Origin of the sequence: Actinoallomurus sp. NPDC052274, assembly GCF_040679475.1 — a bacterium.
Classification (GTDB): Bacteria; Actinomycetota; Actinomycetes; order Streptosporangiales; family Streptosporangiaceae; genus Actinoallomurus; species Actinoallomurus liliacearum.
This window is the reverse complement of sequence record NZ_JBFAUT010000102.1, coordinates 1-18,043: the sequence shown is the minus strand read 5'-3', so window position 1 is coordinate 18,043 and position 18,043 is coordinate 1. Positions and strand designations below refer to the sequence as shown.

General features: G+C 71.6%; 20 protein-coding genes and 2 pseudogenes. 12 read left to right on the top strand and 10 right to left on the bottom strand.

The annotated features are described in order from the left end of the window. Window positions 1–300: hypothetical protein (locus tag AB0K82_RS42975; RefSeq protein ID WP_364409048.1), on the top strand; the 300-nt coding region annotated here is incomplete at its 5' end. Between the two features lie 13 nt (window positions 301–313). Here the strand turns inward: AB0K82_RS42975 and AB0K82_RS42970 are convergent. Further along, window positions 314–1,042: a VTT domain-containing protein gene (locus AB0K82_RS42970; RefSeq protein WP_364409046.1), complete on the bottom strand. Its 729-nt coding sequence runs from the start codon at window positions 1,040–1,042 to the stop codon at window positions 314–316. 275 nt (window positions 1,043–1,317) lie between these two features. On the opposite strand from AB0K82_RS42970, the gene AB0K82_RS42965 reads away from it, so the two are divergent. Beyond that, window positions 1,318–2,787 carry an AlkA N-terminal domain-containing protein gene (locus AB0K82_RS42965; RefSeq protein WP_364409043.1) on the top strand — a complete coding sequence of 490 codons (1,470 nt, stop codon included), beginning with the start codon at window positions 1,318–1,320 and terminating at the stop codon, window positions 2,785–2,787. Window positions 2,788–2,803: 16 nt separating this feature from the next. Next, window positions 2,804–3,328, top strand: coding sequence for a methylated-DNA--[protein]-cysteine S-methyltransferase (locus tag AB0K82_RS42960; protein ID WP_364409040.1), 525 nt, complete (start codon window positions 2,804–2,806; stop codon window positions 3,326–3,328). On the opposite strand, the gene AB0K82_RS42955 is transcribed toward AB0K82_RS42960, so the two are convergent. Beyond that, the gene (locus AB0K82_RS42955; RefSeq protein WP_364409038.1) at window positions 3,325–4,185 is read right to left on the bottom strand and encodes a helix-turn-helix transcriptional regulator; all 861 of its coding nucleotides are present in this window, start codon (window positions 4,183–4,185) and stop codon (window positions 3,325–3,327) included. The two genes, AB0K82_RS42960 and AB0K82_RS42955, sit on opposite strands and share 4 nt — an antisense overlap. A 125-nt stretch (window positions 4,186–4,310) precedes the next feature. On the opposite strand from AB0K82_RS42955, the gene AB0K82_RS42950 reads away from it, so the two are divergent. Then, window positions 4,311–5,042: an SDR family NAD(P)-dependent oxidoreductase gene (locus AB0K82_RS42950; protein WP_364409035.1), complete on the top strand. Its 732-nt coding sequence runs from the start codon at window positions 4,311–4,313 to the stop codon at window positions 5,040–5,042. An 18-nt stretch (window positions 5,043–5,060) separates the two neighbouring features. Here the strand turns inward: AB0K82_RS42950 and AB0K82_RS42945 are convergent, their stop codons facing one another. From AB0K82_RS42945 to AB0K82_RS42930, 4 genes are read right to left on the bottom strand one after another with little or no spacing between them, the layout of a single operon-like run. Continuing rightward, the gene (locus AB0K82_RS42945; protein ID WP_364409032.1) at window positions 5,061–5,924 is read right to left on the bottom strand and encodes a TIGR02452 family protein; all 864 of its coding nucleotides are present in this window, start codon (window positions 5,922–5,924) and stop codon (window positions 5,061–5,063) included. Next, window positions 5,921–6,481, bottom strand: a complete 561-nt coding sequence (locus AB0K82_RS42940; protein WP_364409030.1) for a GNAT family N-acetyltransferase — start codon at window positions 6,479–6,481, stop codon at window positions 5,921–5,923. The genes AB0K82_RS42945 and AB0K82_RS42940 overlap by 4 nt, the downstream gene beginning before the upstream one ends. Window positions 6,482–6,535: 54 nt before the next feature. Beyond that, window positions 6,536–6,961: a nucleoside deaminase gene (locus AB0K82_RS42935; RefSeq protein ID WP_364409027.1), complete on the bottom strand. Its 426-nt coding sequence runs from the start codon at window positions 6,959–6,961 to the stop codon at window positions 6,536–6,538. A 14-nt stretch (window positions 6,962–6,975) separates the two neighbouring features. Further along, on the bottom strand, window positions 6,976–7,830 hold the full coding sequence (locus AB0K82_RS42930) for an LLM class flavin-dependent oxidoreductase (protein WP_364409024.1): 855 nt from the start codon (window positions 7,828–7,830) through the stop codon (window positions 6,976–6,978). 92 nt (window positions 7,831–7,922) lie between these two features. Between AB0K82_RS42930 and AB0K82_RS42925 the strand changes: the two genes are divergently transcribed. Next, on the top strand, window positions 7,923–8,387 hold the full coding sequence (locus tag AB0K82_RS42925; RefSeq protein WP_364409021.1) for an Lrp/AsnC family transcriptional regulator: 465 nt from the start codon (window positions 7,923–7,925) through the stop codon (window positions 8,385–8,387). 43 nt (window positions 8,388–8,430) lie between these two features. Beyond that, window positions 8,431–9,336, top strand: coding sequence for an alpha/beta hydrolase (locus tag AB0K82_RS42920; protein WP_364409018.1), 906 nt, complete (start codon window positions 8,431–8,433; stop codon window positions 9,334–9,336). Between the two features lie 88 nt (window positions 9,337–9,424). Here AB0K82_RS42920 and AB0K82_RS42915 read toward each other — a convergent pair whose 3' ends face one another. Next, entirely contained in the window at window positions 9,425–10,108 is a 684-nt protein-coding gene (locus tag AB0K82_RS42915) for a TioE family transcriptional regulator (RefSeq protein ID WP_364409016.1), read from the bottom strand. A gap of 90 nt (window positions 10,109–10,198) precedes the next feature. Here AB0K82_RS42915 and AB0K82_RS42910 point away from each other — a divergent pair, with 90 nt between their 5' ends. After that, a complete protein-coding gene (locus tag AB0K82_RS42910; RefSeq protein ID WP_364409013.1) occupies window positions 10,199–11,365 on the top strand; it encodes an erythromycin esterase family protein in 1,167 nt (388 codons plus the stop codon). 64 nt (window positions 11,366–11,429) lie between these two features. Here AB0K82_RS42910 and AB0K82_RS42905 read toward each other — a convergent pair whose 3' ends face one another. Further along, window positions 11,430–12,047, bottom strand: coding sequence for a TetR/AcrR family transcriptional regulator C-terminal domain-containing protein (locus AB0K82_RS42905; RefSeq protein ID WP_364409051.1), 618 nt, complete (start codon window positions 12,045–12,047; stop codon window positions 11,430–11,432). A 78-nt stretch (window positions 12,048–12,125) separates the two neighbouring features. Here AB0K82_RS42905 and AB0K82_RS42900 point away from each other — a divergent pair, with 78 nt between their 5' ends. After that, a complete protein-coding gene (locus AB0K82_RS42900; protein ID WP_364409010.1) occupies window positions 12,126–13,388 on the top strand; it encodes an FAD-dependent monooxygenase in 1,263 nt (420 codons plus the stop codon). A 10-nt stretch (window positions 13,389–13,398) separates the two neighbouring features. Here the strand turns inward: AB0K82_RS42900 and AB0K82_RS42895 are convergent. After that, window positions 13,399–13,527, bottom strand: a pseudogene (locus AB0K82_RS42895) (Tn3 family transposase); the annotation flags it as partial. 353 nt (window positions 13,528–13,880) lie between these two features. Here AB0K82_RS42895 and AB0K82_RS42890 point away from each other — a divergent pair. From AB0K82_RS42890 to AB0K82_RS42880, 3 genes are all read left to right on the top strand, one after another. Continuing rightward, window positions 13,881–14,861, top strand: coding sequence for an aldo/keto reductase (locus AB0K82_RS42890; protein WP_364409007.1), 981 nt, complete (start codon window positions 13,881–13,883; stop codon window positions 14,859–14,861). Then, window positions 14,858–15,697 (top strand): NAD(P)-binding domain-containing protein, encoded by an 840-nt coding sequence (locus AB0K82_RS42885; RefSeq protein WP_364409005.1) that lies wholly within the window; start codon window positions 14,858–14,860, stop codon window positions 15,695–15,697. The genes AB0K82_RS42890 and AB0K82_RS42885 overlap by 4 nt, the downstream gene beginning before the upstream one ends. 146 nt (window positions 15,698–15,843) lie before the next feature. Then, window positions 15,844–16,893, top strand: a complete 1,050-nt coding sequence (locus AB0K82_RS42880) for an aldo/keto reductase (RefSeq protein ID WP_364409003.1) — start codon at window positions 15,844–15,846, stop codon at window positions 16,891–16,893. Window positions 16,894–16,947: 54 nt separating this feature from the next. Here the strand turns inward: AB0K82_RS42880 and AB0K82_RS42875 are convergent, their stop codons facing one another. After that, complete coding sequence (locus tag AB0K82_RS42875; protein WP_364409000.1) at window positions 16,948–17,361, bottom strand: nuclear transport factor 2 family protein; 414 nt, start codon at window positions 17,359–17,361, stop codon at window positions 16,948–16,950. A gap of 171 nt (window positions 17,362–17,532) precedes the next feature. Here AB0K82_RS42875 and AB0K82_RS42870 point away from each other — a divergent pair. Beyond that, window positions 17,533–18,043: pseudogene (locus AB0K82_RS42870) on the top strand (hypothetical protein); the annotation flags it as partial.

Below are 18,043 nucleotides of genomic sequence, written 5' to 3'. Positions count from 1 at the left end.
CTCCTGGATCACCTGCGCGATCATCTCGGCGCACTGCTGGTTGCCGCGCGGCTCGGCCGGGCCGCGGCCCGGCAGGCCAGACACGGCCGCCTCGAACACGAGGTCGTACGGGCCGCCGAGGACGCCGACCTGCTCATCTGCGCCCGCGATGGCAGCCGCGACCGGCTGGGCCCGCACAGCCTGGCCCCGCCGACGCGGTTCGTCGTCGACCACGCGCCCTGCCGCGTACTGCTGGTGTGGCCCGAGCCGGCCCCAGGCCTGGACTCCCTTCCGCCCCCGCCGCCGCCCCCGCCGTGCTGAGGCGCCGGAGAAGTCAGCGGTCCGCGGCGACCTCCGCGCGGTCCGCCGGTTCGGCGTCCGGGCCGGCCCCCGCGTCGCGGCGGCCTCGGACGCCGCGGACGATCAGGACGCCGGCGACCAGGGCGATCGAGGCCCAGGTGCCGTAGTGGGAGATGGTCTTGGCGACGTCGACGGCGTCCTGACCGAGGTAGTAGCCCAGGCCGACGAGCATGCCGATCCACAGCAGCGCGGCGACCGTGTCGAGCAGCACGAACGTGACCAGCCGCATCCCGGTCCAGCCCGCGATGACGAACAGCAGGGCGGCCGGGACGGGCAGATAGTAGGCGATGACGACGCCGACCCAGCCGAGCCGGTGACCGAGGCGCTCGGCGCGGGCGATCGTCCGGCCGCCGCGGCCGCCGCGCCCGGCCACGAGGGTGAGCATGCCGCGTCCCCACAGACGGCCGGCCCACCAGAAGAACGGGTCGAACACGATCATGCCGGGGACGGCGGCGGCCACCGCGAGGACCAGGGACACCTCGCCGACGCGGGCGAACGCCCCGGCGGTGACGATGGAGGTCATGCTGCCGGTGAGCAGCTCCAGCAGCACGGGGTCGCGGCCGATGAGCACCGGGCGCAGCGGGATGAGGGCCAGCGCGTACAGGCCGCTCAGCGCGATCCCGGCCCAGCAGATCAGGTCGGCGCGGCCGGGCCGCCCGGTCCAGGGCAGATCAGGGCGCGGGCGTTCCCCCGTGGTCGGCATCCTCAGATGGTAGTCGGCGCTCTTTGAGGGTGCCTGCGTCCGAGCAAGCCCCCTATTCAAGATCGAGGTTAGGTTCACCTCGACCTTCGGAATGAGGCGGGCGTTCGACCGCGACGGCACGTCCCGGTCGAAGAGCGCCCACCTCTCGCGCGCCCGCCGAGGCGTCCTGCGCCCGCCGAGGCGTCCTGCGGCCGCCGGGGGCGGGACCGGCGGCCGCAGGATGATGTCGGAATTTCGCGAGCACAATGCGCTGTCCACCGGCGATGCTTGTCGGTATGCATGAGGACGTGGAACGCTGTGTGCGGGCCGTGCAGTCCAAGGACGCCCGCTTCGACGGCTGGTTCTTCACCGCGGTGCTGACCACGGGGATCTACTGCCGGCCCAGCTGTCCGGTGGTGCCGCCCAAGCCGGAGAACATGCGGTTCTTCCCCAGCGCCGCCGCGGCCCAGCAGGCCGGATTCCGGGCGTGCAAGCGGTGCCGCCCGGACGCCAGCCCCGGATCCCCGCAGTGGAACGAACGCGCGGACCTGGTCGCCCGCGCGATGCGGCTGATCGCCGACGGCGTGATCGACCGGGAGGGCGTGCCGGGCCTGGCCGCCCGCCTCGGCTACAGCACCCGCCAGGTCGAACGCCAGTTGCGCGCCGAGCTCGGCGCCGGCCCGCTAGCGCTCGCCCGCGCGCAGCGCGCCCAGACCGCCCGCCTGCTGATCGAGACGAGTTCGCTGCCGATGAGCGACGTGGCGTTCGCCTCGGGCTTCGCCAGCGTCCGGGCGTTCAACGACACCGTACGGCAGGTGTTCGCGATGTCCCCGACCGAACTGCGCGACCGCGTCGCGCGCGGGCACCCCGCCGCCACGTCCGGGGCACTGTCGGTCCGGCTGCCGTTCCGCGCCCCGCTGTGCCCGGACAACCTGTTCGGGCACCTGGCGGCGACGGCCGTGCCCGGCGTCGAGGAGTGGCGCGACGGCGCGTACCGGCGCACCCTGCGCCTGCCCCACGGCCACGGCGTCGTCTCGCTGCGGCCCACCCCCGACCACATCGCCTGCCGGCTGCACCTGGCCGACCTGCGGGACCTGTCCATCGCGATCAGCCGCTGCCGATGGCTGCTGGACCTGGACGCCGACCCGGTCGCCGTCGACGACCTGCTGCGCACCGACCCGGCACTGGCCCCGCACGTGGACAAGGACCCCGGCCGGCGCGTGCCGCGCACCGTCGACCCCGCCGAGTTCGCGGTGCGCGCGGTCCTGGGCCAGCAGGTCTCGACGGCGGCGGCCCGTACGCACGCGGCCCGGCTGGTCACCGCGTACGGCGAACCCGTCGACGATCCCGAGGGCGGCCTGACACACCTGTTCCCCGGCGTGGACGCGCTCGCGGCGCTCGACCCGGAGACGCTGGCGTTCCCCCGCGCCCGCCGTACGACGCTGACCACGCTGATCGGCGCGCTCGCGGACGGCGGGATCGACCTGGGCGCCGGCAGCGACTGGGGACGGGCCCGCGAGCTGCTGGCGGCCCTGCCGGGCCTGGGACCCTGGACCGTCGAGATCATCGCGATGCGCGCGCTCGGCGACCCGGACGCGTTCACGCCCACCGACCTCGGAGTGCGCACGGCGGCGCGCGCACTCGGCCTGCCGGTGACCCCGGCCGCCCTCACCCGGCACGCCGCGGCCTGGCGGCCCTGGCGCGCGTACGCGGTGCAGTACCTGTGGGCGACCGGCGAGCACGCCATCAACCGGATGCCCGCCTGACCTGAGAGGAACCTCGATGACCACCCGCACCTACACGGTGCTGGACAGCCCGGTCGGCCCGCTGACCCTCGTCGCGGCCGACGGCGTCCTGACCGGCCTGTACATGGACCGGCAGCGGTACCGGCCCGAAGAGCACACCTTCGGCGAGCGCGACCCCGCGCCGTTCGGCGCGGCGATCGACCAGCTGGAGGAGTACTTCGCCGGCCGGCGCACCACCTTCGACCTGCCGCTCGCGCCCGTCGGCACGCCGTTCCAGCGGCAGGTCTGGGCGGCGCTGCTGGAGATCCCCTTCGGGGAGACCGTCTCGTACGGGGAGCTGGCCGAGCGGATCGGCCGGCCCACCGCCGCCCGCGCCGTCGGACTGGCCAACGGCAAGAACCCCATCGGGATCATCGTGCCGTGCCACCGCGTCGTCGGGTCCACCGGCGACCTCACCGGCTACGGCGGCGGCCTGCACCGCAAGCGGCACCTGCTCGCCTTCGAACGGCACGCCGGCACCGAGCCGATGGGGCCGCTGCCCGCGCCGGACCCGGGGAACTAGGACCGGTCGCCCACGGTGAGGTCCTGGGTGCCGACGACCTTCAGCAGCTCGAGGGCCTCGTGCGACGGGCTCCCGGGAGCGGCGGTGTAGAAGATGGTCCACTGGTCACGGTGCGGGTCGTGCAGCGCCTCGCAGTCCAGGTCGAGCCAGCCGACGAGCGGATGGCGCAGTCGCTTGCTCGCCGAGCGGCGGACCTGTACGTCGTGCTCGGCCCACAGGTCACCGAACTCGGGGCTGGCCGCGCGCAGCCGGTCGACCAGGCGGTGGACGCCCCCGTCATGCGGGTAGCGGGCCGCCGCGGCCCGCAGGTCGGCGACCGACTCCCGGGCGAACCGTTCGCCGCCCTCGGCGTCGTGGCGGGCCCGCTCGGCCGGGTCGGTGAAGAACCGCCAGATCAGGTTGCGCTCGCCGGCCGGCAGGCGGGAGAAGTCGCCCAGCAGCGCGGCCGCCATCGGGTTCCACGCCAGGACCTCGTACGTCGCGTCGCAGACCATCGCCGGAGTGTCGTCCAGCCGGTCCAGCAGGTGCAGCACGCCGGGCCGTACGTCGCGGGCCGGCCCCACCGGCGGGCCGGGGACCTCCCCGCCCAGGTGGTACAGGTGGTCGCGTTCGTCGTCGGACAGGCGCAGCGCCCGGCCGATCGCGGCGAGGATCTGCCGGGACGGGCGGGGGCCCCGGCCCTGCTCCAGGCGGATGTAGTAGTCCACCGACATGCCGGCCAGCTGCGCGACCTCCTGGCGGCGCAGGCCGGGCGTGCGCCGGCGTGGACCCGCCTCCAGCCCGACGTCGCCCGGGCGTACCCGGGCACGGCTGCGCCGGAGAAAGGCGGCCAGCTCCGGCCGGTCGAGTTCACTCACCTCGCTCGCTCCACTCCTTCATGGGACAAGCGTGCCGCACCGGCGCGGCCGGGACCATGGGACCGCCGGTACCAGCCTCGGCGGGTCTCTCCCGGCCGTGGCGCGCGGCGGCCAGGGTGAGGGCCATGACGAACCAGAAGAAGATCGTTCTGATCACCGGCGCCAACAAGGGGATCGGCTTCGCCACGGCGCGGGCGCTCGCCCAGGACGGCCACATCGTCCTGCTCGGCGCCCGCGACCCGGAGCGCGGCGGCGCCGCGGCCGCCGAGCTGGCCGGGGAGGGCCTCGACGCGCGGTTCGTACGTCTCGACGTGACCGACCCGGACACGATCGCGGCCGCGGCCCGGCTGATCTCCGAGACTCACGACCGGCTGGACATCCTGATCAACAACGCCGCCATCACCCGCGACGAGGCGCGCCCGCCGTTCGAGCTGCCCGTCGCCGCGCTGCGCGAGGTCTATGAGACCAACGTGTTCGGCGCCGTCGCCGTCACGAACGCGATGCTGCCACTGCTGCGCAGGTCACCGGCCCCCTACATCGGCAACGTCTCCAGCGGGCTGGGCACGGTGAAGTTCCTCGCCGACCCGGACCCGGCGCTGCGGCCGTACGCGAACCTGCTGGCCTACAACTCCTCCAAGGCCGCGCTGAACGCGGTGACGCTGATCTACGCGAACGCGCTGCGGGACAGCGGCATCACGGTGAACGCCCTGTCCCCGGGCTTCTGCGCGACCGACCTGAACGGCCATCGCGGGCACCTGAGCGCCGCGGAGGGCGGGGCGTACATCGCCCGGCAGGTCACCGAGGACGTCCCGAGCGGAGTGTTCCTGAGCGAGAGCGGCGGGACCTACGCCTGGTGAAGCGGTGAGCGGGGAGCCTCAGGCCGGCTGTTCCGCCCCGTGTCCCGTTCCGGTCTCGGCGGCGAAGCGGGCGGCGAACGCGGCGCGGTTCACCGAGTCCGGTGCGCGGTCCCACACCGCGAAGACCACGCGGTCGAAGACGCCCCGGAACTCCCCGTCCGCGATCAGGTGGGCGTGGAACGCCTCGGCGACCTGACGCGGGTCGTTGCGGAACACCCCGCAGCCCCACGCGCCCAGGACCAGCCGGCGCGCGCCGTGGTGGGCGGCCACCGCCAGCACCCGGCGCGCCCGGTCGCGCAGGACTCCCGGGATTCGGTCCGCCATGGCCGGGTCCCGGCGCAGCGCCTCGCCGGCGTTGGGGGCCGGGCAGGTCAGGAACGACACCGGGTACGGCTCGGCCAGCAGGTCCCCGCCATCGCCCCGGTGCACCGGGACGTCGGGGGACCAGATGACGCGGTGGCTGTAGAGCAGGTCGGGTGAGGCGCGGTGCGCCGCGTAGTAGTCGGGGGCGCGCAGCAGGCACGGGTACAGCAGCGAGTGCCGGCACAGGTCCTCCTCCTGCGCGCGGGCACCGCCGACGTAGCCGCCGCCGGGGTTGCGGGCCGATGCGAAGTTCAGCACGGCGATCCGGCCGGTGCCGGTGGCGTGGAGCCGCCGGGCCGCCTGCAGGCTGCCCTCGGCGGTCACCTCGAAGCGCGTCCGGCGCCTCGGCCCGGCCGCGGGCGGCGGGATCGGCCCGTCCGGGGGATGGCTGACCGTGCCCGCCATCGCGGCCTCCAGCGCCGGGGCGATGACGACGACGGCGCCGTCCGCGGTGGCGTACTCGCCGTCGTCGACGATCCGCGCGTTGTCGGAGGCGTACCGGCGCAGGCGCGCGCTCACGCGCGGGCCCGCCACTCGTCCTCGAGCATCGCGTAGATCACCTCGTCGGTCCACTCGCCCTTGACGATCTCGTTCTGCACCAGGTGCGCCTCGCGGCGCATCCCGAGGCGTTCCAGGAGGCGGGCCGAGGCGGTGTTGCGGCCGTCGAGGCGCCCGACGACGCGGTGCAGGCCGAGCCCCTCGAACCCAAGGCGGAGCATCACCTCGGCGGCCTCGGTGGCGTAGCCGTGGCCGCCGTGGTCGGGGTGGAACACGTATCCGATCTCGCCCTGCCGGTGTTCGCGGCTCGTCCACATCAGCACGACGTCGCCGATCAGCGCGCCGGACTCCGGCAGCACGACCGCGAGCTGCAGGTCCCCGTTCTCATCGGCGATCACCGAGGATCGGATCTTCTTCTCCAGCGCCTCGCGGACCTCGTCGCGGTCGCGCTCGCCCCAGTACAGGTAGCGGGCGACCTCCGGACGGGACTGGATGTCGTGGAGGGCGTCGAAATCCTCGGCCGTGTACGGGCGCAGATGGAGTCGCTCGGTGATGATGGGGTAGTCGGGCTTCAGCACGACGTGATCGTATGGCCCGGCGCGAGCGCGCGGCCACCGACTTCTTGACGGGCCTCAGCGGTAGAAGTCCACGATCGGCACCCGGGCCTCGTCGAACAGCGCGGGCCCCTCCTGGGGCACGACCGGCCAGCCGCCGCCCGGTTTGACCGCGTCCAACTGCTCGGTGGACAGCGCGAACACGACACGGCCCAGCCCGGAGCGCTGAATGCCGCCGTAGCACATCGCGCACGGCTGGCAGCTGGTGTACATCGTGGTCGCCGCCGCGGTGTCGGGGTCCAGTTCGCGGGCCGCCCACCGGGCCAGCTTCAGCTCCGGGTGGGCGGCGATGTCCCGGTCGCTGATGACGGTGTTGTGCTCCTCGGCGAGCACGCCGCCGTCCGGGCCGACCAGCAGGGAGCCGTACGGGGCGTCCCCGCTCGCGGCCGCCGCGGCGGCCAGCTCGATGGCCCGGCGCAGGAACCGCTCGTCCTCAGATGTCATCGTCGCTCCGTTCGTCATGGACGTGGGTCCAGGTCCCAATGGTCGGCCACGGTCGCCAGCGCGCTCCAGGCCGTCTGCGGATGCAGCGTCTCGAGCGGGTCGCCGAGGAACGGATCGAGGACAACGGTGTCGGCCCCGAGCAGGCGCAGCTGTTCAAGGTCGTCGAGGACCTGCTTGATCGTGCCCTCGCCGAGCCGGCGGTCGTCGCCGAGGATGGGAGAGTCGGTCAGCCGTAGGAAGATACGCGGCGCCAGGGCGGGCACCGGGCGCTCAAGCCGGTCGGCGAGAGCGGTCATCCGGCCCACAGCGTCACGCAGCCCGGAGAGGGTCAGGTCGTGTATCGGATGCCACGCGTCGCCCAGGCGCACCGCCCGGCGTATGCCCATGTCGCTGTTGCCGCCCACCCAGATCGGGATCGAACCGCTCCGGTAGTCCTTCTCGTCCGCCCACGCGGCGCGGACGGCACGCAGGTGGTCATCGGTCAGCGCGCCGCGCCGTTCGAACGGCACCCCGAGCGCCTCGAACTCCTGGCGCGCCCAGCCGACGGCCACGCCGAGGACCAGGCGGCCTCCGCTGAGCTCGTTGAGGTTGGCCGCCATCCGGGCGAGCAGAAGGGGATGCCGGTAGGGCACGATGACCACCGAGGTGCCGAGCCGGATCCGCTCGGTGACGCCCGCCAGCCAGGCGAGCGTGGTGAACGGCTCGTAGAAGGGCGCCGGATACTGCTCTTCCACGTCCGGTGTCACCACGACATGGTCCGACAGCGTCAACAGGTCATATCCGAGGGCCTCGACCGTCCGCGCCCAGCGGCGCAGCACCTCGGGCTCGGTCCCGGGTCCGTAATTGGGGACGTTAACTCCGATTCGCATACCGCAACGCTATCGAGGCATTCGAGCTCAAGGAAGAGATCATCCACGGCATATGGGGGCTGTCGCCGTGGATATTCCGCTATATTCGGCGGATGGCCGAGGATCTTGACGAGACCGACTGGGTGATCCTGGCGGAACTGCAGCGCGACGGCCGCGTCCCCCTGACCGAGCTCGGCCGCCGGGTCAGCCTCAGTGCGTCGGCGGTGACGGAGCGGGTCAGGCGGCTGGAGTCCCTGGGCGTCATCACGGGCTACCGTGCGGAGGTCGACCTGGCGAAGGTCGGCTACGCGGTCCTGGCGGTCGTACGGCTGAAATATCCCGGCAGCCGGCACGAGCCGCTGCACCGGCTGCTGGAGCGACGCCTCGAGTTCCTCGAGTGCCTGCGGACCGCGGGCGAGGACTGCTACATGCTGAAGGTGGTCGCCGGGTCCATGGCCCACCTCGAACGCCTCGTCGACGAACTGGCGCAGTTCGGCAGCGTCACGACCAACGTGGTGTACAGCCAGACCCTGCCCTACCGGGGCCCCGGCACCCCGCCGGACGCCCCGCACCGCTGAGGACCGCGACGAGAAGCGGCGGACCGGAAAGGACACGGGAACGGTGGTCAGCGCGCGCAGCCGGCTGGTGGCCGGCTACGTCCGCGTCAGGCGGATGAACCGCCTGTACGTCACGGCCGAAGGGGCACGGAACCATCTCGAGGAGCGCACGCTCCGCCCGCAGCCGTACGGACCGCCGCGCCGCCTTCGCGCGGACGTGACGGTGTCCGTCGAGCGGTCGCAGGAGTGGCCCGTCTACCGCCTTGCCCCGAAAGGCCGCGCTCCCCGCGGGTGCCTGGTCTACGCGCACGGGGGAGGGTGGGTCAACGAGATCGTCTCCCAGCACTGGCGGCTCGCCGCGCAGGTCGCCGCCGAGGTGGGGACGACCGTCGTGCTGCCGATCTACCCTCTCGTGCCGTACGGGACCGCCGCGGAGGTCGTCGGGCGTGTGGCCGAGCTCGTCCTCGCCGGTCGGGCCGAGCACGGGGCCACGTGCCTGGCCGGAGACTCCGCGGGCGGGCAGATCGCGTTGTCGACCGCGGTGTTCCTGCGTGACCGCCATCAGGTGACGCTGCCCCGGACCGTGCTCATCTCGCCCGCGCTCGACCTGACATTCGCCAACCCGGACATCGACGCGGTGCAGCCCAGCGACCCGTGGCTCGGGCGCGAAGGCGGCCGGGTCTTCGCCGAGCACTGGCGCGGCGACCTGCCCATCACCGATCCGCGGGTCAGCCCGCTCGGCGCCGACCTGCGCGGGCTGGGTCCGGTGACGCTGTTCTGCGGCACCCGCGACATCTTGAACCCGGACGCGCGCGTCCTGGCCGGCAAGGCCACCGAGGCGGGCGTCGACCTGGAGTTCCACGAGGCCCCGGGCCTCGTGCACGTCTATCCGCTCACCCCGACGCCCGAGGGCAGGGCCGCCCGGACCGTCATCGTCGACCGGCTCCGTTCGGCGCTGACTCCCGCCTGAGCGCACAGACACAGCCCGTCCGGAGACCGGAGTCTCGGACGGCAGGCGACGCGGCGCCCTCGCGGTCGAGCAGGGGACGATCCGGGCCTCAGGGTTCGCGGGCGCGGAGGTAGGCGTCCAGGTCGGCGGCGCCCTTGAGCATGGCGCGGCCCCGGGCGGACAGGCGGGCCTGCCAGTCGCGCAGGGTCGACTCCAGCGGGGCGACGCCTCCGGCGGAGCGGACCTGAGCGATCAGTGGGGCGATCTGTTCCAGCAGGTAGCCGCCTCGCCTGAGCTGGTGGACCAGCCGGACGTCCCGTACGTCGGCCGCGCTGTAGATCCGGTAGCCCGTCTGCGGGTCGCGGCGCGGCCGGACCAGCCCGACGTTCTCCCATTTGCGCAGGGTGGCCGGGCGGAGGCCGAGCCGCCTGGCCAGGGGGCCGATGAACGTGTCGCCGTGTTCCTGCGGCACGGGTGCCAGATCGCGGAGCGCGGCTTCGACGGCCTCGAGGGTGCGACGGTCGTCGAGGAGCCGGCGGTGGCTCTCGTCGATGAGCCGCAGCGCGTCCTCGGTGGCGCCCCGGTTGACCGCCTGCATGATCGACGTGGCCGTCTGGTGACCGTGCCCGGGCAGGAGGGCGAGGAACGCGCCCAGGGCCTGCGCGTGCAGCGGCGTATAGGTGCGGTAGCCGTGGACGGTGCGTTCGGCGGCGGGCAGGATGCCGGCGTCCTCGTAGTTTCTGACCGCCTGGGTGGACAGGCCGTGCTCGCGCGCCAGGTCCACTGGCCTCATGGATGCATCACCGATTGAAGGTTCATTGCGAGAAAAGCGGGATTTTCCACGAAAAGTTTACACCGAAGGTTCAACGATACCGTTTAAGGAATGGATATCAAGGACATGGCCTGGCCGCTCGATGGCATCGGCGTTTCGGCGTTCCTCCGGTCGCTTCCCGCCAGGCCTCTGCTGCTCGGCCTGGGCGAGGCCAGACACTTCGTGGGGGAGTTGGGCGAGTTGCGCAACGAGCTCTTCCGGCTGCTGGTCGAGCACGAGGGCTACCGCTCGTTCGCCATCGAGAGCGACTGCCTCATGGGCCTCGTGGTCGACGACTACATCACGACGGGCGCGGGCACGCTCGACGACGTCATGGAACGCGGCTTCAGCCACCGCTTCGGCACGGCACCGGCCAACCGCGAACTCGTGCGCTGGATGCGCGCGTACAACGAGGAACATGACGAGAAGCTCCGATTCTTCGGGTTCGACGGTCCTCTGGAGTATTGGGCCGAGAGCCCACGCCAGGCGCTCACCGCCCTCCACTCCCTCCTCGACGGCCCGCTTCCCTGCACCCGGGAGACCCTCGACGCGCTGCTGGGCCCGGACGACCGGTGGTCGAACGAGGCCACGGCCATGGATCCGTCCCAGTCGATCGGCCAGTCCGCCGACGCCCAGCGGCTGCGACTGATCGCCGACGACCTGGCAGCGCTGCTCGACACGCAGGCGCCACGGCTGAGCGCGGAGGACAGGGACCGGGCGGCGCTGTACGCGCGCACCGCCACCGGCCTGCTCCGCTACCACTACTGGCTGGCCGACGCGTCCCCGGAGCGGTGGACCCGGCTGTCGGTCCTGCGGGCCGCGATGATGGCCGCCAACCTGCGTGCCGTCGCCGAGCAGGGCCCGGCCCTGGTCTTCGCCTCCAACCTCCACCTGCAGCGGAACAAGAGCGTCATGTCGTTCGGCGACCAGTCGCTGGAGTGGTGGAGCGCGGGAGCGATCACCACGGCGCACCTGGGCGACCGGTACGCCTTCCTGGCCTCCGCCTTCGGCACGGTCGGCGACGACGCCCCGCCCCCGGGCACCGTCGAGGGCATCCTGTCCGCGCTCCCGTGGGATCACTCTCTCATCGACGCCCGCCGCCTGGCCGAGGCCGTCGCGAAGCCGGCCCCGCGCGTCTCCCACGACTTCGCCTATTTCCCGCTGGATCCGGCTCGGCTCGACGTGATCGACGGCGTCATCTTCCTCAAGCAGGCCGTCAGGCTGGCTCCGCTCGGTTGACCGAGCGGGCCCTCACTATCGGATCTGATTGGATTCGGGCCGCCGCACCCCGGATTGCACGGGTTCATTGGACGTGTCGTCCTCCTGTCGTCAAACGATCGTTTGACGACAGGGACGTCCTGCGCCCCTGTGCGGTGCGTTGCTCCAGGCCGTCCAGGATGAGGGCGAGGCCCGCCTCGAATGCGGACTCGTGATCGATCGCCGGCACGTCGGCCGGTAGCGCGGCGGTGCCGTGGCTCGGATCCGCCTGTTCCTCCAGGACGCTGCCGACCGTGAAGCGGCCGGCAGCCAGCATCGCCATCTGCGCGTCGCGCTCGGGCACGCCGGAGGTGATGAGGAAGTCCATCTTGCGGCGGATCCGGGCGAGGTCACCGGTGGGGGTGGTGCCGGCGTGGAGCCGCGCGCCGTCCCGGCGCATCAGCAGGGTGCGCCGGAAGCTGCGCGTGTTCTCCAGGAACCAGTCGCGCCAGTCGTCGCCGGGCGTCGGCAGCGGTTGCGCCGCGTGGGGCGCCATCGCCGCTTCCGCCATGGCGGCCAGGAGGTCTTTCTTGGTGCGGAAGTACCAGTAGAGCGATGGCTGCTCGACGCCCAGGCGCTTCGCCAGCCGCCTCGTGCTGACAGCGTCCAGTCCGACTTCGTCGAGCAGGCCGAGAGCCTCGGTGATGACGGTCTCGCGATTCATCTTGGTCACGTTGAAAATTTATCGCTGATAGATGACACTGGAAAGGAATCATTCACTGATAGATTTTGGGGCGGGGCCATGATCACGCGATCCGGAACACAGTCCTTGCGGGTCCTCGTCGCCGGCGGCGGGATAGCAGGTCAGGCGCTGGCTTTCTGGCTCACGCGGGGCGGCCACAGGGTGACCGTCGTCGAACGCTTTCCGGCGCTGCGGGCCACCGGGGCGCAGGTGGACCTCCGGGGGCAGGGCATCGAGGCCGTCGAGCGGATGGGGCTTCTTGGCGCCGTCCGCGGCAGGCTCGTGGACGAGGCGGGTGTCGCCTTCGTCGACGCGCGCGGCCGGGCCAAGGCGACGATCATGGCCAACACCTCCGGCCGTGGCCGGCAGACCCTCACCTCCGAGTACGAGATCATGCGCGGTGACCTGGTACGCATCCTGCACGAGGCGTCGAAGGACGACGCCGAGTACGTCTTCGGCGTGAGCGTGGACGGCTTCGAGCAGGACGAACAGAAGGTCATCGCGCACTTTTCCGACGGGTCCTGCGGCGAGTTCGACCTCCTGGTCGGCGCGGACGGGCAGGGATCGCGCATCCGGCGGGCGATCCTCCCGGCGGGCTTCGACCCGTACTGGCGGGTCGGCATCCACATGGCCTACTGGTTCATCCCGCGCATAGCGTCCGACAGCAACATCCGGGACACCTACATGGTCCCAGGCGGCCGTCAGATCATGCGCCGCAGCCACAACCCGACCGAGACCCAGGTGTACTTCGTGATGCGGGAGGAATCCGAGGAGGCCTCGGCGATCCACCGGAAACCCGTCGAGCGCCAGCAGGAGTTCTGGGCCGGCAGGTTCCGCGACGCGGGCTGGCAGACCGAGCGCTTCATCGACGGTATGCAGACGAGCCCCTTCTTCTACTCCCAGGAGATCGTCCAGGTCCGAACCGACACCTGGTCCAAAGGCCGCGTGGTCCTGGCCGGCGACGCCGCCCACTGCGCCTCCCCGTACAGCGGCATGGGCATCTCCGGCGGCCTGGTGGGCGCCTACGTCCTGGCCGGCGAGATCAACCGGCATCCGGGCGACCTGCCGACCGCACTGGCGAACTACGACAGCGCGCTGCGGCCCTTCGTCGACGAAATCCAGGGCGAGGTGAATCCGCGTCTCCTGCGCCTGGGCATGCCGATGACCCAGCGTGCGATCGACGCCTTTCAGGCCGCCACCGCACTGGCCTGCTTCCTACGCGTTCCCGATCTCGCCGCGCGCTTTTCGAAGGAGGACCGCGGCGGCAGCTGGCAGCTCCCCGAGAACCCGGCGCCGATCAGCCGTCGGCGGCGAGCTGTCTGACGGCTGCGTCAACGTAGAGGCTGTTGAAGAGCACTACGGAGTTCAGGGCCGGCCCGAGCGCGCCGAGCCGGTCCTCCATGCCTTCGCGGTAGTGCTGGCGCAGTTCGCCGCGCTGCCCGAAGAAGATCTTTCGGGCGAGGCGCAGACGGGTCGACCGGCGCCTTCGGCCTTCCATCGCGCTCCTCTCGCCCGACTCCAGCCTGATGCACTTAGTGTTGCACGCACTGATGTTCGTGCTCGGTGCAAGCGTCGGACTGACCGGACTGCTCACCAAGGACACCTCCGGCGACACCGGGCTGCCACCGGCGCTGGGCTGGGCCGGTATGGCTCCCTGCCTGGCAGGACTCCTGGCGGTCGCGTTGTTGTGGCGACGACCGCGATCGATATGACGCCGGCTCCGGCCGACTCCGCAGGTGATAGGAGGGCGGCCAACACCGGCTCACAACCGACCATGAGCGAAGATTCACGCCCGAAGCACCCGTGAGAGGAACGATGCCCACCACCACCCTTGGCGCCGACGGCCCAGCGGTCAGTCGACTCGGCCTCGGCTGTATGAGCATGACCGGCAGCTACGGTCCGGCCGACCCGCACGAGGCCGCTGCCACCTTGCTGGAAGCCTTCGATTCCGGCGTCACCATGTTCGACACCGGCGACTTCTATGGCGACGGAGCGAACGAGGAACTCGTGGGCCAGACCCTCGCGCCGCACCGTGACCGCGTGGTGCTGGCCACCAAGTCGGGCGTCCGGCGCACCGCCGAAGGGCTGGTCCCCGCGGGCGCACCCGATTATCTGCGCCGCGCCTGCGAAGCGTCCCTGCGCCGGCTCCGTACCGATCACATCGACGTGTACTACCTCGCCCGCATCGATCCTGCCGTACCCGTCGAGGAGTCGGTCGGCGCCCTGGCCGACCTGGTCGCCCAGGGCAAGGTAGGCCACATCGGCCTGTCCGAAGTCTCGGCCGCCACCCTCCGCCGCGCCCACGCCGTTCACCCGATCAGCGTCGTCCAGACCGAGTACTCACTGTGGGAACGCCATGTCGAAAACGACATCCTGCCCACGCTCCGCGACCTCGGCGCCGCCCTGGTCGCCTACAGCCCCCTCGGCCGCGGCCTGCTCACCGGAGCCGTCCGCGCCACCACCCGCTACGACAGCGGGGACTTCCGCGCCACCGCTCCTCGCTACAACGGCGACAACCTCAAGGCCAACCTCACCATCGTCGAAGCCATCACCCACCTGGCCACCACCAAGAACGCCACCCCCGCCCAGATCGCCCTCGCCTGGCTCCTCGCGCGCGGCAGCGACGTCATCCCCGTCCCCGGCAGCTCGCGCCGTCCCCATCTGCGCGACAACCTGGCCGCACTCGACCTGCAGCTGACCGCGACGGATCTCAGCCACATCGACGCGGCCGTCCCCACCACCGGCGCCCGGGGAGCCCGATACGGCGACCACGGCATCCGCATGATCGACCAATGAGACCCGTGGCGAACGGCGTCTTCGCCACGGACTCGACCAACGCGTGTTCACGGGCCATGGAGGAGGACACGGTGCAGCGCATCGGCATCATCGGGGTAGGCGAGATCGGCCGGGCCATCGTGGACGGTCTGTACGAGGGAGGCGACGATGCCCCCGAGGTGTTCCTCTCCCCTCGCGGAGCCCGCACGGCCGCGGAGCTGTCCGAGCGCTACGAGGGCGTGCGGGTGTGTCCCGACAACCAGGCGGTGGTGGACCGCTCCGAGATCGTGATCATCGCCGTCCGCCGTCAGGACCGGCACGAAGCGCTCGCCGGCTTGACGGTCGCCGACGACAAGGTCTTGATCAACGTGATGTCCGGCGTCGGCAACGACGACCTACGCCGGACGCTGGCCACCGAGGCCCCGCTCGTACGGGCCATCCCCCTGCCCGCCATACGCGACCGCCGCTCCGTCACGGTGACGTGCCCCTCCCACCCGGTGGTGGACTCCCTCTTCGAGCACCTGGGCGGGGCGCTCCCGGTCGCGGACGAGACGGCCTTCAACGTCTTCTCCGCGGTGACGGGGACGCAGACCACCCACTACCGGTACCTCGCCACGCTCACGTCGTGGGCCGTCGGCCACGGCATCGCCGCCGGTGAAGCGGACCGCTACGTCCGCGGCCTCTTCCAGGAGGTCGGTCGTGCGCTGAGCGACGAGACCCGCACCCTGCAGCAGCTCGCGGCCGATCACGAGACTCCGAAGGGAAACAACGAGCGCATCCGCACCACCTGGTTCACCGCTGCCAACTCCGAAGCCCTCACCCAGGCCCTCGACGGTCTCCTCTCCGACCTCACATAGCCGCATTTGATCTAGAGCCGACTCTAGCTCCTAAGGTACGGGGCGGTGCGGCGCCACCGGCCCCGTACGGGCGGCGAGGCCGCGTCCGCGTCGCGACCACCGCCACGAGTGAGCGCCGTCGTCCCACTCTGACAAGGAGCATGATCATGCGCTATCGCGTTCTCGGCGGCACCGGCATCCAGGTGAGCGTCCACTGCCTGGGCGCCATGATGTTCGGTGCCGTCGGCAACCCCGACCACGACGAGTGCGCCCGCATCATCCACGCGGCCCTCGACCAGGGGATCAACTTCGTCGACACCGCCGACATGTACTCCGCCGGGGAGTCGGAGGAGATCGTGGGCAAGGCCCTGCGGGGCCGCCGCGACGACGTCGTGCTGGCCACCAAGGTGCACTTTCCGATGGGGGAGGGGCCCAACCGGGGCGGCAACTCGCGGCGCTGGATCATCAAAGAGGTCGAGGAGAGCCTCCGCCGCCTGCGCACCGACTGGATCGACCTCTACCAGATCCACCGTCCCGACCACAGCACCGACGTCGAAGAGACGCTCTCCGCGCTGACCGACCTGGTGCGCCAGGGCAAGATCCGGGCCTTCGGCTGCTCCACCTTTCCGGCCGAGGAGATCGTCGAGGCCCACCATGTGTCCGAGCGCCGTGGCCTGGGGTGGTTCCGGACCGAGCAGCCGCCGTACTCGCTGCTGGCCCGGGGGATCGAGGCGTCGGTCCTGCCGGTCTGCCGGCGGCTCGGCATGGGCGTGCTGACGTGGAGCCCGCTCGCCTCGGGCTTCCTGACCGGCCGGTACCGCAAGGACGGCTCCGTCGACCTGTCCAGCGGCCGTGCCGCGCTGACGCCCGCCCGGTTCGACCCCGCCCTCCCGGGGAACGCCGCGAAGTACGAGGCCGTGGAGCGGCTCATCGAGCTCGCCGCCGACCTCGGCTGCACGCTGCCCGAACTCGCGGTCGCCTTCCCCGTCGCGCACCCGGCCGTCACCTCGGTGATCATCGGCCCCCGGACGATGGAGCAGTTGCGGGCCACGCTCAAGGGCGCCGACCTCACCCTCGACGACGCGGCGCTCGATCGGATCGACGAGATCGTGCCGCCCGGAACCGACCTGTACCGCGCGGACGGCGCCTGGCGCTCGCCCGCGCTGACCGACGTCTCGGCGCGGCGGCGCGCGGTCGGCGACCGCGCCGCCGGCTGAGCGCGGGGGCACCGCCCACACGCCCGGGGACGCCCACGTTTTCCCGGAAAGAGATCAGTTCTCGCGGGTCCAGGCGGGCGTGATCCGCACTTCGCGGAGGCGCCAGCCCGCCGGCGTCCGCACCGCGGTGCCGGCCAGTCGCAGGCCGCCGGTGAAGTGGGGTGCCTGGCCGTCGCGGTAGTAGTACACGAGCGAGTTCGCCGAGGCGGCCGCCTGGTCACCGTCGACCTCCACCAGAAGGTCGGTGGTCGTGTGCTGGGTGTGTTGCCCCTCGACCTCGCCCTGTCGCATGAAGCCGACGACCTTGTCGATGCCGCGAAGCTCGCCCCCGCGCGGCGAGTGCACCGCCACATCGTCATTGAAGACGGTGTCCGCATCCTCCCACCGCTTCTCGTCGAGCAGGAGCGCGAAGCGGGTGAACAGGTCGGCGATCTCAATACGGTCGGCGATCAGAGTATCCGTGGACATGACATCCCTTCCGTTGGAACGTCCAATGTTGGTCACGCCAACAATACACGGATTCATTGGCCACACCAACGACGCGGCGAAGCGCCCGGCGAATGATGGGGTTATATACACATGACCCCAATGGGGGTATACGTGAGAGGGTCATCGCGTTCCCGACCCTGAGGACCGGCCATGCCGAAGATCAACGTGTACCTGCCCGACGAACTCGCCGAAGCCGTCAAGAACGCCGACGTGCCGGTCTCCGCGATCTGCCAGCGAGCCCTGGAACAGGCCGTGCGCCGGGTCACCGCGATCCGCCAGACGGCGCTGGGCGAGCTGACTTCGGACGCCCTGGCCGACCGGCTGCCCTCGTTCACCCAGCGGGCCCACACCACGATCAAGCTGGCCATCGATCGGGCGTCCACCGGCGGACGCCCGAACGTCGGCACGGCGGACCTGCTGGCCGGCATCGTCACCGAGGGCGGGAACCTCGCGTTGCACGTGCTGCGCGCCATCGACATCGATCCCCTCCCGCTCCAGCGCGACCTCGAACGGAACACGGACGACGAGCCCGGCGGGGCGGACGACGACTCCTCGATGCACTTCAGTCGCCGAGTTGCACCGACTGATCGGACGCTACCCCGACGAGGCGCGGGAGATCTGCGCGAAGGTCGACGGCGCGTTCGACAAGCCCGCGTGACCG

Excerpts from the sequence above, each read along its gene's own strand:
- AB0K82_RS42930 (WP_364409024.1), bottom strand. The coding sequence starts at position 7,830 with ATGCGAATCGGAGTTAACGTCCCCAATTACGGACCCGGGACCGAGCCC.
- AB0K82_RS42885 (WP_364409005.1), top strand. The coding sequence starts at position 14,858 with ATGAGACCCGTGGCGAACGGCGTCTTCGCCACGGACTCGACCAACGCG.
- AB0K82_RS42925 (WP_364409021.1), top strand. The coding sequence starts at position 7,923 with ATGGCCGAGGATCTTGACGAGACCGACTGGGTGATCCTGGCGGAACTG.
- AB0K82_RS42965 (WP_364409043.1), top strand. The coding sequence starts at position 1,318 with ATGCATGAGGACGTGGAACGCTGTGTGCGGGCCGTGCAGTCCAAGGAC.
- AB0K82_RS42875 (WP_364409000.1), bottom strand. The coding sequence starts at position 17,361 with ATGTCCACGGATACTCTGATCGCCGACCGTATTGAGATCGCCGACCTG.
- AB0K82_RS42950 (WP_364409035.1), top strand. The coding sequence starts at position 4,311 with ATGACGAACCAGAAGAAGATCGTTCTGATCACCGGCGCCAACAAGGGG.
- AB0K82_RS42935 (WP_364409027.1), bottom strand. The coding sequence starts at position 6,961 with ATGACATCTGAGGACGAGCGGTTCCTGCGCCGGGCCATCGAGCTGGCC.
- AB0K82_RS42905 (WP_364409051.1), bottom strand. The coding sequence starts at position 12,047 with ATGAATCGCGAGACCGTCATCACCGAGGCTCTCGGCCTGCTCGACGAA.
- AB0K82_RS42880 (WP_364409003.1), top strand. The coding sequence starts at position 15,844 with ATGCGCTATCGCGTTCTCGGCGGCACCGGCATCCAGGTGAGCGTCCAC.
- AB0K82_RS42910 (WP_364409013.1), top strand. The coding sequence starts at position 10,199 with ATGGATATCAAGGACATGGCCTGGCCGCTCGATGGCATCGGCGTTTCG.
- AB0K82_RS42900 (WP_364409010.1), top strand. The coding sequence starts at position 12,126 with ATGATCACGCGATCCGGAACACAGTCCTTGCGGGTCCTCGTCGCCGGC.
- AB0K82_RS42890 (WP_364409007.1), top strand. The coding sequence starts at position 13,881 with ATGCCCACCACCACCCTTGGCGCCGACGGCCCAGCGGTCAGTCGACTC.
- AB0K82_RS42915 (WP_364409016.1), bottom strand. The coding sequence starts at position 10,108 with ATGAGGCCAGTGGACCTGGCGCGCGAGCACGGCCTGTCCACCCAGGCG.
- AB0K82_RS42960 (WP_364409040.1), top strand. The coding sequence starts at position 2,804 with ATGACCACCCGCACCTACACGGTGCTGGACAGCCCGGTCGGCCCGCTG.
- AB0K82_RS42970 (WP_364409046.1), bottom strand. The coding sequence starts at position 1,042 with ATGCCGACCACGGGGGAACGCCCGCGCCCTGATCTGCCCTGGACCGGG.